This window comes from Tolypothrix sp. PCC 7712, assembly GCF_025860405.1.
GTDB classification, from domain to species: domain Bacteria; phylum Cyanobacteriota; class Cyanobacteriia; order Cyanobacteriales; family Nostocaceae; genus Aulosira; species Aulosira diplosiphon.
Map to the genome: position 1 here is coordinate 5,718,351 of NZ_CP063785.1, position 14,992 is coordinate 5,733,342.

Genomic DNA, 14,992 nt, shown 5'->3' on the forward strand with positions numbered 1-14,992 from the left:
TTAATTCCCCTTCTCCCGCAGGAGAAGGGGTTAGGGGATGAGGGCGCGAGGTATTTGTACAAGGCAGTGCCTTGCCCTTAATTCCTCTACCTCACAAATTAATTTGCTTGCTTTAGACAACGCTGCAGAATTTCCGCCAAAATTTGCACCCGAGGTTCTCTTAACATCCCATAGTGTTCACCAGGAATATCAAGAATTTCTACATTCCCAGCTACTAAATTGCTCCAACCGAAATCAGCCGAGAGCGTTTCTTGTGGACGTTGAATTTTACAACGGTAAAGAGAGACGTTACCTGGATAAATTCCCTGAGGTTTGTAATCTTCGGCTGCTTGTTCGTTACAGTCAATCAAATTTAAGTATTGGGGAGTGAGAGTTTGTAGTTCAGATAATCCCTCTAGTAATCCTTGCTTATAATTTACTTGACCAGAGCGGTAGAGTACCCGAGCTTTGATGTAATTCCACCTGTCTTTATGCTCAAGTTGCCAGATATTATTTAAATGAATCTGGATACATTGAAGCAAAGATGGACGAATACTGACAAAATTGGGAGCGCTACGATCAAACAATGCTAAGTGTGCAACATTCTGTCCTTGAGCATTTAATTGTCGTGCCATTTCAAAAGCAACTAGTCCACCAAAAGAATAACCAGCTAGAAAATAAGGGCCATTGGGCTGAACAGAGCGAATGGCTTCGACATAGTGTTGAGCCATATCTTCAACCCGTCGTAGCGGCTGTTGTTTCCCATCTAAGCCTACAGCTTGTATGCCATAAACTGGCTGATCTGGGTCAAGATAACGTGCCACCGCCTGATACTCTAAAATGTTGCCACCAACAGGATGAACACAGAATAAAGGTGGTTTTTGTTCGCCGGGTTTAATTAGTACTAAAGATGACCAAGGTGCTGACCAGCCGGATTCGCGGAGCACACCAGCTAGCTGCTCAATTGTCTGTGCCTGGAAGAGAGTAGCCAAAGGCAATTTTTGATCGCACATCTTCTCTATTTCGGCAAACAAGCGTACAGCTAATAGCGAATGACCACCTAATTCAAAAAAGTTATCTTTAATGCCGATAGGTCGCACATTTAGAATATCTTCCCAAATTTTCGTCAGCCGCACTTCTAATTCTTCTTGGGGAGCGACAAAAGTAGCTTCTGTCCCTTGTCTTATGTTGTCTATTGCAGGTAAGGCGCGGCGATCCACTTTGCCACTGGGAGTTAGTGGTAAAGACTCTAGCATCACAAAAGCAGCAGGCAGCATATAATCTGGTAATTTTTGCTGTAAGAAGTGCCGTAATTCGCTGCTAGTAGGCGCAGGTTCTTGATGAGGAACAAAATAAGCTACTAAGCGTTTATCACCAGGAATATCTTCACGCACAATGATGCTTACCTGAGCTATGGCTGGGTGTTGGCTCAGTAAAGCTTCTATCTCTCCCAATTCGATGCGGAAGCCGCGGACTTTGACTTGATTATCTATGCGTCCCAGATATTCAATGTTGCCGTCATTCAAATAACGGCACAAGTCCCCAGTTTTATAAAGCCGTGCATTTGGATCATTGCTCAAGGGATTGGGAATAAATCTTGCTGATGTTAAATCGTCGCGATTGAGATAACCTCTAGCTAGACAATCACCGCCAATATACAACTCCCCAGCTACACCGATGGGCACTGGTTGCATACGAGAGTCAAGAATATATATCTGAGTATTGGCGATCGCTTTCCCAATTGGTGGTAATTTTGGCCAATTCTGGACTGAATTATCTAAGGTAAAAGTAGTGACTACATGGCTTTCCGATGGGCCATAGTGATTGTGTAAAGTGCAATTTGTGACCTGCGTAAAAAATTCCTGAATGGCAGGGGTAATCTGCAATTGTTCACCAGCAGTAATCACTTCTCGCAGATGTTGGGGGAATAATTTAGCTGTAACTGCTACTTCTGCTAGTTGTTGTAAGGCTACAAAGGGGAGAAATAGTCTATTAACAGCTTTTTGGTTGAGTAAGTTTAATAAAGCTAATGGATCGCGGCGTAATTCCTCTGCAATCAATACTAATGTTCCGCCTGAACACCAAGTAGAGAACATTTCTTGGAAGGAAACATCAAAGCTGATGGGCGAAAATTGCAGAGTTTTTGCTTCACCTAGAACGGTGGTATTTTCTAGTTGCCACAAGATGAGATTACAAAGGGCCATTTGAGTCATCGCTACCCCTTTTGGCATCCCTGTGGAACCTGATGTATGGATTACATAAGCGAGATTTTCTGGTTTAACCCCAGTGACTAAATTCTCGTGACTTTCTTGGTTAATATCACTCCAGTTACTATCTAAACAAACAACTTTTGTTTCATCTGCTGGCAATTCTGCCACTAAATTTTTTGTCGTCACCAGCACCATTGCTTGCGAGTTTTTGAGCATAAAACTCAATCTATCTTTGGGATAAGCCGGATCTAAAGGTACATAAGCTCCCCCGGCTTTGAGAATGCCTAATAATCCGACTACCATCTCTAAGGAGCGTTCTACACATATACCTACTCCTACATCTGGTTGCACTCCCAGCTTGCTCAAATAATGTGCTAGTTGATTTGCCCGATTATTTAACTCTCGATAGGTAAGTTTTTGCTCTTCAAAGACGACTGCTACTGCATTTGGAGTGCGCTCTACTTGCTCTGCAAATAACTGAGGCAAACATTTATCTTGGGGATAATCTATCTGAGTGTCGTTCCAGTCTACCAATAACTTTTGTTTTTCTGGTGCTGTTAGTAGCGGTAACTCAGAAATTGCTTGTTGGGGATTAGCTACGATTGCTGTCAGCAACACTTCAAAATTTGCTGCCATGCGGCTAATTGTGTCGCTATCAAACAAATCGGTATTATATTCCCATTCACACCGCAAGCCTTCTTCGTTCTTGGATGTGATTAAGAATAAAGTCAAATCAAACTGTGCTGTGTTCTTTTCTACAGAATACTCACTTAACTTTAAACCAGGAAGCTCTTGATTTTGTAAGAAAGGATTATCAGCAAAGACTAAAAGTACTTGAAATAATGGTGAATAACTTAAGTCTCGTTGCGGATGTAATTCTGCTACAAGTTTCTCAAAGGGCAAGTCAGAATGAGTATAAGCTCCCAAAGTCACTTCTTTGACCCGACCCAATAATTCCTGAACACTCAGTTCCCCAGACAAAGGAGTCCGCATCGCTAAAGTATTCACAAAAAAGCCTACTAAGCCGCTTATTTCCTGGCGATTTCTGTTAGCAAAAGGTACACCTACTACAATATCTTCGCTATTTGTATAGCGATAAAGCAAGATGTCAAATGCTGCTAACAGAGTCATGAATAAGGTCACCCCTTCCTTCTGACTCAATAAACTCAAACCTTGGATGAGTTCATGGGATAGCGTAAAATAGTGCGAACTACCTCGGTATGTTTGGACTGCTGGTCTTGGTCTATCTGTCGGTAATGGTAATAAGGCTGGTGCGCCTACCATTTGTTTTTGCCAATACCCCAGTAAGGATTCTAAAACTTCTCCCTGCAACCATTCTTGCTGCCACACAGCAAAGTCCCCATACTGGATAGGTAACTCTGCTAATTTTGGCGACTCTCCGTTACAAAATGCCGTATACAGTGCTTTCAATTCTTTGGAGATTACCGCCATTGATTCGCCATCTGTGGCTATGTGCTGCGTGACTAACAGCAGGATATGCTCCTCTGCGGCTATTTTCAGCAAGCAACCCCGCAGCATTAAGTCTTCTGATAAGTGGAAAATTCGCTGAGTTTCCTGGTTTAAATACTCTTTTACTGCGGTTTCTTGCTCTGATGGCGGATAGTTTTGTAAGTCAATGATTTGTAATTCTACTGGTCTTGGAGGACTAATTACCTGAATAGGTTCGCCATTTTCACTGATATAGTTTGTTCTTAATACTTCATGACGAGCGACTATGGCATCTAGAGATTGTTGTAATGCTTCTACATTCAATCTCCCAGTGAGGTGTACGGCTTGGAAAATATGATAATCTGACCTATTTGGTTCTAATTGGTGCAAAAACCACAAACTTTGTTGGGGATAAGATAACAAAGCTGAGTCTCTATTTGCTCTAGGGCGAATTGTCAACGCTTGAGAGTCTGTAGAAGCTGGTTCATCAGTTTTGGCAATGCTTAGAGTTCCCAGAAGTTCAGCTATGGTTGGTGTTTTAAATAGCTGATCTAAAGATAGTTCTAGTCCAGAATATGCTTTGAGGTCAATATTTTTTCTGAGCTTAGACAGCAGTTGAACTGCAACTAAAGAATCACCGCCTAATTCAAAGAAATTATCATCAAGTCCAATGTTATCAACGCCCAAAACCTGTTGCCAGATGTTGATAATAGTCTTCTCTAGCTGTTTTTGGGGTGTTTGAATTAGTTCAGTTTGGGATGATAATTGCTCAGAGACAGTCTCAGCTTCATCAAAAATATCTAGTGCTTTTGTTGCTGAGAGTTGAATTTTTTGTGTTGGCTTTGATGGTTCAACCCAATAGCGTTTCCTTTCAAAAGGATAAGTAGGTAAAGGAAGACGATAATGTGGCTGTTCACTATAAAAAGCTGACCAATTTATTTCTAAACCAGCTAACCACATTTGACCGAGATTATTTAGCAAGAAACTCACATCAGAATATTCATCTTGAGGATGACGAACTGAAGTCAGAGTAATTTGCTCTTTTGGTTTATCGGGATGGCGTTGAGCTAAAGTACTTAATGTCCTTCCTGGCCCGACTTCTAATAAAATTTGCTCTGGGTTATCAAAGAATTGTTTGATACCATCAGCAAAACGTACAGCTTGACGCAGATGTTGAGCGTAATAATTGGGGTTGGTAGCATCTTCAACCGTTATCCAAGTTCCAGTTACATTAGAAACAAAGGGAATGTTTGGCACATTCAGGCGAATTTGTTTCACCTTATCTGTAAACGGTTCTAATATTTCTGCCATCATTTGCGAATGGAAGGCATGGGAAGTATGCAAAAACCGTCCTTCAATTTCTTTTTCTGCTAACTGTTTAGCTAATGCTTCTATTGCTGCTGTGGTTCCTGAAACTACACAATTAGAAGGACTGTTAATCACTGCAATTTGTAGCGAAGTTCCTGCTAATAATGGTTGGACTTCATGTTCAGGTAGAGGCACAGCTAACATTGAACCAGGAGGCATAGACTCCATGAGTTGACCTCTGGTTGCAACTAAGGCTAAAGCATCTTCTAAAGTAAAGACTCCGGCTAATGTTGCTGCTACATATTCGCCAATACTATGACCAATCATGGCTACAGGGATGATTCCCCATTTCATCCATAATTTAGCAATGGCATATTCAATTACAAATAATGCAGGTTGGGTAGTAGCTGTTTGAGTTAGTTTGGCTGTGGCGGTGGCAATTTCTGCTACATTGGGATACAAAACATCGCGTAAATTAAAACCTAAATGTGGTTGTAAAATTTCACAACACAAGTCAACTTGTTCTTGGAAATAAGCTTCTGTTTCATAGAGTTCCCGTGCCATATTTACATATTGAGAACCCTGTCCAGAGAACATGAAGACTACAGAACGCGGTTTAATTTTACCGGAATTAGTAAAAACTCGTTTTTTGTCTCTATTATTTAGAGCATTAACAGCATCTTCAATATCACTAACCGCAACGATGCGCCTGTGGTTAAAGCCTACACGACCAATACTTAAAGTATAGGCAACATCAGCTAAATTTACTTCTGGGTTTTGTTGTAAGTAATTAGCTAAATTGAGAGTTGCTGTATCTAAAGCCGAAGCAGTCTTAGCTGATAAAACTAATAATTCTTGGGAGTTTTTCGCTTTGACTTTGGACTTGCTTGTAGTGTGATCCCACTCTTCCAACACTACATGAGCATTTGTCCCACCAAAACCAAAGGCACTGACTCCTGCACGACGGGGAGAACCATTGCGTTCCCATGCAGAAAGTTTAGTGTTGACATAGAAAGGACTATGAGCAAAATCAATCTCCGGGTTAGGTTTTTCAAAGTTGAGGCTAGGCGGTATCTGTTGATGTTTCAGTGCCAAAGCTGTTTTGATAAAACCAGCCACACCTGCGGCTGTGTTCAAATGTCCAACATTAGTTTTGACTGAACCGATAGCACAGTAGCCTGTTTTATCTGTTTTAAGACGAAAGGCTTGAGTCAGTCCAGCCACTTCAATGGGGTCTCCCAATGGAGTACCAGTACCATGCGTTTCTATGTAAGTAATAGTTTCCGGTTCAATTCTGGCATCTCTGTGTGCAGCCGCAATTACTGTAGCTTGACCATCAACACCAGGAGCAGTAAAGCCAACTTTTAAGTTACCATCATTATTGATGGCACTACCTTTGATGGTGGCGTAAATATGATCTCCATCTGCGATCGCCTGTTGTAATGGTTTAAGGACGACAATCCCCACACCATCGCCAGCAACCATACCTTGAGCCGACGCATCAAATGCATGACAATGACCGTCGGGAGAGAAAACCATCCCTTGTTCATATACATAACCAGTCTTTTGCTGTAGGGAAACACCACCAGCTAGCGCTATGTCACATTCTCCCCTTAATAAGCTTTGACAAGCCATGTGGATAGCCACTAAGGAAGTAGAACAGCCTGTTTGCAGATTAATTGCTGGCCCTGTGAGATTCAGTTTATAAGCTACCCGCGTGTTGAGAAAATCTGTACTATTGCCGATAAATGCTTGTAACCATGAGGCTGACTCTACCAAACGACCTTCGGCCAGATCGTCATTCTGTAAAATATTATTTAATAAATAAGTGCTGGGAGCTACACCTCCATAAATACCGATGGTGTAACGATGACTATCTGGTTGATAACCAGCATCTTCTAGCGCTGACCAAGCACACTCTAGGTAAATTCTTTGCTGAGGATCTATAACTTGGGCTTCTCTAGGAGAATAACCAAAGAAAGCAGCATCAAATTCTGCAATTTTAGGAATAATCGCTGCGGCTCTGATATAGTTCGGATTGTTTAATAAGCTAGAATCTACCCCTAAAGCTCTTAACTCCTCATCTGACAATTGAGCAATAGATTCCACTCCATCCCGAAGATTTTGCCAAAATTCATTGATATTGGTAGCACCAGGGAAACGACCAGCCATACCGATAATTGCAATATCTTTGTGCAACTTTGTTGATACTACTGGCTCTATTACGTCAGAGTTAGACTTGTGTTGATTCTCTTGTGCCGTGCTTGGTGTTGAAGCTTGAGTCCGCTCTAATAGACATTGGGCTAAACTGCGGATAGTTGAATATTGAAATACATCAACGATAGAGATTTGGATTCCTAATACTTCTACTATTTTGTTTCTCAATTTAGCTATGAGTAAAGAATGACCTCCTAGCTCAAAGAAATTATCATCAATGCCAATTTCATCAATGGTTAAAACTTCTTGCCAGATAGTAGTGAGGGTTTTCTCAATTTCATTTTGGGGTTTTGGACTGACTGGAAGAAATTGCGATCGCTCACTTGTGGGAGTAGTGTGATCTTGACGTTCTATCTTTCTATTGGGTGCAGGTAAAGCTTTGCGGTCAACTTTGCCGTTGGATGTGAGTGGTAGAGTCTCCAGCATGACAAAAGCTGAAGGAATCATATAATCTGGCAATTGTTGGGAAAGGAAATCCCGCAGGTCATTAATTGTTGGTTGTTGCTCCTGATTAGGAACTAGGTAAGCTACTAAGCGCTTATCTCCTGGCCTATCTTCATAAACTGTAACTACTGTTTGATTGATAGCAGGGTGTTGGCTTAATGCAGACTCTATTTCTCCCAACTCAATCCGAAATCCCCGAATTTTGACTTGATTATCTATGCGCCCAATGTACTCAAGGCTACCATCACTCAAATAACGCGCTAAATCTCCAGTTTTATAAAGACGGGCATGAGAGTCATCACTAAAGGGATGTTTGATGAATCTTTCTTTAGTTAATTCATCGCGCTGCCAATATCCTTGTGCTACTCCCGCACCACCAACATACATTTCTGCCCACACACCAATAGGTACAGGTTGGAGATATTGATCCAAAAGGTAAACTTGTAAATCAGGAATCGGACGACCAATTAAACTACTTGTGGCTTGAGCATCCGCTAAAGTTAAAGGACGATAGGTAACATGAACGGTAGTTTCTGTAATTCCGTACATATTCACTAACTGGGGAGATTGATCTCCATGTCGCTCAAACCAAGGCTGCAAGTTAGACAAGTTGAGTGCTTCACCACCAAAAATCACAAACCGTAAACTCAATTCATCTCTGGATTTGGCAAGTTTATCGGCTTCAATTAACTGATAAAAAGCTGATGGTGTTTGGTTAAGGACAGTAACTTGTTCAGAAACTAATAAATTGTAGAATGCTTCTGTGTCTCTACTTACTAAATAGGGAACAACGACAACACGCCCTCCATAGAGTAAAGCGCCCCATATTTCCCACACAGAAAAATCAAAGGCGAAGGAGTGAAATAGAGTCCATACATCCCTTTCATTAAAGTGATACCAAGATTCTGTGGCTGTGAATAAACGCACCACATTGTAATGGCTGACTAATACCCCTTTGGGCTTGCCTGTAGAGCCAGAAGTATAAATAATGTAAGCGATATTATGACTCTGGACACTGACGATAGGGTTGTTGTCAGAATATTGAGCAATTTTCTCGTTGTCAGTATCTAAGCAAATCATCTGTTCGCAAACAGGAAAAATATTTACTAGCGCTGACTGCGTTACTAAGATTTGCACTTGGGCATTAGTCAAAATATATTCCAAGCGGTCTTGGGGATTTTTGGGATCTAAAGGTACATAAGCCCCACCTGCCTTTAAGATGCCTAAAATCCCTACCATCATATCTAGGGAACGCTCTACACAGATGCCGACAAAAGTATCTGCTTTGACTCCCAAAGTAATTAAATAATTTGCTAATCGATTAGCCTGGCTATTTAATTGCCGATAGGTCAGTTGCTGTTGTTCAAATACTACTGCAACTGCATCAGGTGTACGTTCAACTTGTTCCTCAAACCAGCGATGAATACATTTATCTTGGGGATATACTATTTGAGTATTGTTCCATTCAAATAATAATTTTTGTCGCTCCTTCTCTGCCAGTATATTTAACTCATAAATAGGCTTTTGGGGATTAGCAACAATGCTCTCCAGTAAATTTTGGAAATGCACGTTTATTCTTTCAATGGTATTGCTATCAAATAAATCTGTGTTATATACCCACTTCCCTGCTAATCCATTGTTGGTTGGTTTTAAAAATAAAATTAAATCAAACTTTCCAGCATTATTTTCTAATACCCAAGGACAGGCAGTTAAGCTAGAAAGCTCAATCTTTTCTAAGGAAACATCTTCCTGAATAATAAACAGTACCTGGAATAAGGGTGAGTAGCTTAAGTCTGATTGGGGCTGCAATTCCTCTACCAGGATCTCAAAAGGCACTTCTTGATGTTTTTGAGCTAACAAAGCTACTTCTCTGACTCGTTGCAGTAATTCTAGAAATTTGGGTTTTCCAGATATATCAGTGCGGAGGGGTAAAGCGTTAACAAAGATTTCTGAATTAACGCGGCCAGTAATTGGGGAACCTACTACTATGTCCTCTGTCCCCGTGTAGCGGTATAGCAAGCTCTTAAAGGCTGTTAAGAGGGTCACAAATAAGGTGACATTTTGCTGTTGACTTAATGAGCTGAGTGCTGCTGTTAATTCATGGGAGATTACAAAGGATTGTTCAGAACCTTGAAAGTTTTGCTCTGCTGGTCGTGGTCGGTCGGTTGGTAGTGATAATAAAGGTGCTACTCCTGCTAGTTGTTGTTTCCAGTAAGCTAGGGAGGATTCAATAGTTACTTTTTGTAATTGTGAGCGCAGAGATTGATATGCTAATTTGTAAATTTCTTGATCAATAAGTTTTAATTGAGGATCGTAATTTAATATCAATCGTAAATAGCCTAAAGCCTCAAGCCACTGCCCAGCTTGAGCATATCTCATGATTTCATAGGGCATTCTTTCTATGAAAAGCTTAATCCAAGCTTGCTTGCCCTGTTCATAAGCTACTGCATATTCTTTATTCCCAGATTGTTCAATGTAGCTCCATTGCAAACTATGGACGCGTATTACATTGATAATATAAGTCGGATTTCCTGACATATTACCGCTATTATAGCGATATTCAAGAACTGTTTGGCCGTGGAAGTGGATAGGAAATTGACGAGCAACTCGTAGAAATAAATTATAATCTTCCCCTCCTTTTGAATTTGGGTCAAACGCTCCTACAGACTCAACAGCAGTACGTCGAAAAAGAACACTAGCAACTTGGAGTTTTAGTTTGCCAGCTAGAATATTTTCATAGTTAGCTGCTACCTTTTGATTGTCATATATTTCTTCTGTTGTATATGAGCCATCAGGGTTCATTAATTGAAAAACATAATTACCAAAGACAAAGCCTGCTTCTGGATAGGCATTTATGCAATTCACTCCGGCTTCTACAGCGTTAGGTAAAAGGCAGTCATCACTATCAAAAAAGAGGATATATTCTCCTTTACTGGCGTAAAATCCCGTATTACGCGCTCCAATGAGTCCTTGATTGCTTTGGTAAATATATTTTATGGTTGGGTAGCGATCGCAAACTTGTTTCGTCTCATCAGTTGAACCATCATCTACTACGATGATCTCGAACACAGGGTAAGTTTGTTTGAGTACACTCTCAATTGCTTCTGGTAAAAAATTAGCGCTGTTGTATGAAGGGATGATGACTGATACGCGGTTTAACATTTGATTGTTGGAAATTATTGGTTAATTTAATATGTTGGCAAAAAGGAAATTGTTGACCTGGGACGAAATATATAAATCCGTTTTGATGACTGAAATTATTTGCGTAGAAGAAGACAAGGAAGCAAGAAAAAACTTCATGATTTTTTTATATGAATCTAATACATCCAAAAAAATCATGATGTATTGAGACAAAGTGTCAAACCCTTGTCTTAATTCATCCAAACAGCATCAATATCTGGAATAAAAACTCCAAATATATAGGAATTTGTGCTTGCATTTTTCCTACAAGGAAGAGACAAGCGTATATTATGCTTATTCAGTTAATTCCAGAATAGATTTTTAGCTCAAAATTTATAGGTAATGCTAGGCAAATTTCTGCGCTAAAACATAGACGTTATAAAATAACGCCTATGATGATTTACAATAAGCTTTTAAAATTTAATTTACAGCCATTGTAGTCATCAGTACAGAAAAGCCTAAATTATATCTGTTTTTCCTCAGATACTCTGCGGAAATTGGTTAATTTAAAATGCTATCTTTCGCCAATAATTAAGTATTTGGTTCAATCAGGTTTAGCAGAATTTAGCAATCTTATTTTCGTTGTGAAAAATATCAGTTTTGAATGTTGACTGTCAACGGTTAACAAACCTATCTGTTAAGATTTCACAAATCATTTATGATTCCTATATATTTCTACCAGTTAACTGAAAAACACAGTATTGCTTTCTCTATGTAAAGTACAATAAAAACCAAAGAAATCATCTTTGAGTTCTCAGTATTTACACTAAATTTACTCAAAATTTATAATTTCCCTGATACTTATAAAAATTAGATGAAAATCTCCATCCCCTTGTGGGTGGAGATTTTGGGCATTGGGCATGGGGAAGAGATCACCAATGCAATACTTGTCGGTTAAGGGCAAAAGGGGCAAGAAAAAACCTTTAACCGTTCGGCTGACGCTCACGGCGAAGCCCTTACCCTTTCTCCTGCAAAGACGCTACGCGTAGCTTGCTGAAGCGCAGGGGTACACCTTTTCGCCAAACCAAATTTCAACTTGAAAATCCTTAACCGAGCAAATGCCCTATGCCTCAAGCGGCGGGGCGCTCACCCTACGCACCTTCAAGGGTATGGAATTATCCCGTCGCTTTAAATAAAAAAGACAGGCAAATTGCCTGTCTTTAAATAAGTAAGTTAGCAAAGAATTTAGAAATTCATTTCTGCGGCTTGGACTTTCTCAACCTGCTTCTTCTTCAACACGAGCATAACTTGAGCCAACATCACAAGCGCGATGAATGCAATCAACCACTTGACGCGACTAGCATCTTGTAATACGATTTCTGCATCTTTTTGACCAAATCCACCAACGTTGGGATTATTGGTTAAAGCATCACCAGCTTTTACAGTTTGCCCTTCAGAAACAATGAGTTCGGGGCCTAAAGGAATCGTATCAGAGACAACTTCACCAGCGTCGGTTTTGATGCTCAATACATATTTGACGTTGCCGTCTCCATCTTCTTCTTTGGCAATCTTGGTGATTGTACCAGCAGCAGAAGCATTGTAAACAGAGTTGTTGCTCTTTTCACCAGTTGGGTAAACTTGTCCGCGTCCCCGGTTACCACCTACGTGAACTGAATATTTACCAAAGTGGATGTTTTTATCAGTTGCGGGGTTGGGAGACAGAACTGGGAAGATTATTTCCTGATACTGTTCACCAGGGAGAGGGCCAACGATGACGACGTTTTCTTGATCTTCGCTGTAAGTTTGGAAGTAAGTATCGCCGACTTCTTCTTTGAGTTCTTCAGAAATGCGGTCTTCAGGAGCAATCTTGAAGCCTTCGGGTAGCATCAATACAGCGCCAACATTCAAACCGGTTTTAGAGCCATCAGCACCTACTTGCTGCACGCTAGTATCGTAGGGGATTTTCACCACGGCTTTAAACACGGTGTCAGGTAGCACTGATTGCGGAACTTCCACTTCTGTCGGCTTTGCAGCTAAGTGACAGTTGGCGCAAACAATCCGCCCTGTTGGTTCGCGGGGGGTTTCTGGATAGGTTTGCTGTGCCCAAAAAGGGTAGGCAGCAGCCGATTGTGGCAGAGCTAAATCGCTGGTGAAGTAGAATGTCACCGTAGCGATCGCTATGAGCAATGTTTTGACGATTGCTCTAGTACTGCGAGTGAACCTCGCTGTTATCGAAGCATTTCTCATCTCTATAAGGGCAACGATTCTCTCGTGAATTAGTCATTGGTCATTTGTCATTCGTCATTTGTCTGTGGAAAGTAAATAACTGACCACTGATCGCTGACTGCTGACAAAGATAATTAAGCCCACCAAGGTTCTTCGCCGGTACGGAAATCGGTTTCAGTCCAAGGAGTAACTACAACTTTGTCGTCTTCTACTTTGGTATGGGCCAAAGCCAAAGAAAGCGGCGCGGGGCCACGAACAACCTTACCAGTTGCGTCGTATTGGGAACCATGACAAGGACATTTAAACTTGTTCTCAGCCACGTTCCAGGGCACAACACAACCCAGGTGGGTGCAGATGGCATTAATGCCGTAATCGCCAATCGCCTCTTTGCTTTCTACTACAAGATAAGTTGGGTCGCCCTTGAGTCCCTGAACGAGGGAGCGATCGCCTACATTATGGCTTGCTAGAAACTTGCTGACGCTAACATCGTTGCCCAGCTCATCTTTTGCCGTTGCACCGCCACCAGCGCCACCTGCAGCAGGTGGAATAAAATAATTGACAACGGGATACAATGCACCCAGAGCCACTCCAGTGACGGTTCCAAAAGTGAGCAGATTCATGAATTGACGACGCCCCATATCGGGCACGTCTGCTGATTCAGAAAATTGAGCCATAATCTACGCGCTCTTTGTGTATTTTGTTAAGCATTTTGATAAGAGTACTAGTAGGTGAGCAACTCTTATCTAAGTCGAAATGCTAACGCCCACAAAAATGCCATACTTCTTTGTTCCAAGATATATCTAGCATCTTTTCTGTTAGCATTACATTTCTTTATATCCTTATCATACTTGAGTTACGGAACTTAACATCATAACTAAATGTAAAATCTAATTGAGACAACCTATGACAGGACAGCAATTACGTCAACTGTTGCTTGAAAAGTGGGGACGCTCTTACGATGTGCAGCTGCGGCGATCCCAGGGAAAAATTTTTTTGCAAGTCATGTGGAAGTATGTTGAGCAAGCTTCTTTTCCCTTAAGCGAAGAGGAATATCAAGCCCATCTTGATAGCATTGCCAATTATCTTAATGCTTTAGGTGGAACGACTCAAGTCCAAACATTTATCACTCAAACACGCGATCGCCCTCGTTTGGGCAAAGCTGTGAGTATTCCCCTCGATTTGGGCGAGCGTTCTTCGGAATGGATCTTATGATCTATCTTGACAATTTGCTCTTTTAAAGATATGTGCAGTCATTTATGAAATGACTTGTAAACAGAGGTAACAGGAAAGAAAAAGTGTAGAGATGCATAAACTGGGAAAAATCAAACAGGAATCTCATAAACCGGGAAGTATTGTAACTAACCCTACAGTTAAAAATTTGGTAAATCCCCTCGCCGTACTGTGAAAAACTATCAACAACAATCAAACGCTTTCCCCAGTGATTATCTCAATAAATTATGGGGAGAAATCCATGCTTGTCCTTACTTTTCTGTTAATAACCTCAACCGCGATTTTGTTGGTACGAAGGGATTTTCTGTAGTGTTTCAAAAATCATACATAGCACAAGTAGAGCAACAATTTCCCTATTTCAAGCCTTATTTAGATTTAGCTCTTTTACCTAACTGTAATGCTTTTTACCTTAATCCTTTATTGCTCAAAGAAGGCTCTCGTGTCGATCCGCATATCGATCGTTCTTTGCGTTCATACTGTAAAACTATAGAACCGCCTTTAGTTGTTAGCGTTCTGTATGTGCGCGTACCTCCCGATATGCAGGGGGGAGAATTGGTACTGCGATCGCACAAACGCCAACTTGGGCAAATTAAGCCACAAATGAATACTTTAGTTCACTTTCAAGGCGATTTAACACATTCTGTCAATGCAGTCCAAACTCCTGGAAACCGTCTGAGTTTAGTTTGCGAACAGTATAGTTTGAATGAGGTAGAACTCGCAGAAATACCAGAATTTACTATTGAGTCGAGAGTGGCTAAATCTACACAGAAAAAGCGGAAGTAATGGGTAATTGGTAATTGGTAATGGGT

Annotated in this window: 5 protein-coding genes; 2 read left to right on the forward strand and 3 right to left on the reverse strand. The window is 40.9% G+C overall.

Going from position 1 to position 14,992, the window contains the following annotated elements; all coding sequences use genetic code 11:
* Positions 1-98: 98 nt before the first annotated feature.
* The 3 genes from HGR01_RS23510 to petC form a co-directional block, all read right to left on the reverse strand.
* The gene (locus tag HGR01_RS23510) at positions 99-10,769 is read right to left on the reverse strand and encodes a hybrid non-ribosomal peptide synthetase/type I polyketide synthase (protein WP_052335421.1); all 10,671 of its coding nucleotides are present in this window, start codon (positions 10,767-10,769) and stop codon (positions 99-101) included.
* Between the two features lie 1,203 nt (positions 10,770-11,972).
* Entirely contained in the window at positions 11,973-12,974 is a 1,002-nt protein-coding gene (gene petA / locus HGR01_RS23515; protein ID WP_045874222.1) for a cytochrome f, read from the reverse strand.
* 113 nt (positions 12,975-13,087) lie between these two features.
* Positions 13,088-13,627, reverse strand: a complete 540-nt coding sequence (gene petC / locus HGR01_RS23520; RefSeq protein ID WP_045874221.1) for a cytochrome b6-f complex iron-sulfur subunit — start codon at positions 13,625-13,627, stop codon at positions 13,088-13,090.
* Between the two features lie 229 nt (positions 13,628-13,856).
* Between petC and HGR01_RS23525 the strand changes: the two genes are divergently transcribed.
* Both HGR01_RS23525 and HGR01_RS23530 read left to right on the forward strand, forming a co-directional pair.
* Complete coding sequence (locus HGR01_RS23525; protein ID WP_045874220.1) at positions 13,857-14,165, forward strand: DUF3067 family protein; 309 nt, start codon at positions 13,857-13,859, stop codon at positions 14,163-14,165.
* 189 nt (positions 14,166-14,354) lie between these two features.
* Positions 14,355-14,966 (forward strand): 2OG-Fe(II) oxygenase, encoded by a 612-nt coding sequence (locus HGR01_RS23530; RefSeq protein ID WP_045874219.1) that lies wholly within the window; start codon positions 14,355-14,357, stop codon positions 14,964-14,966.
* Positions 14,967-14,992: the final 26 nt, after the last annotated feature.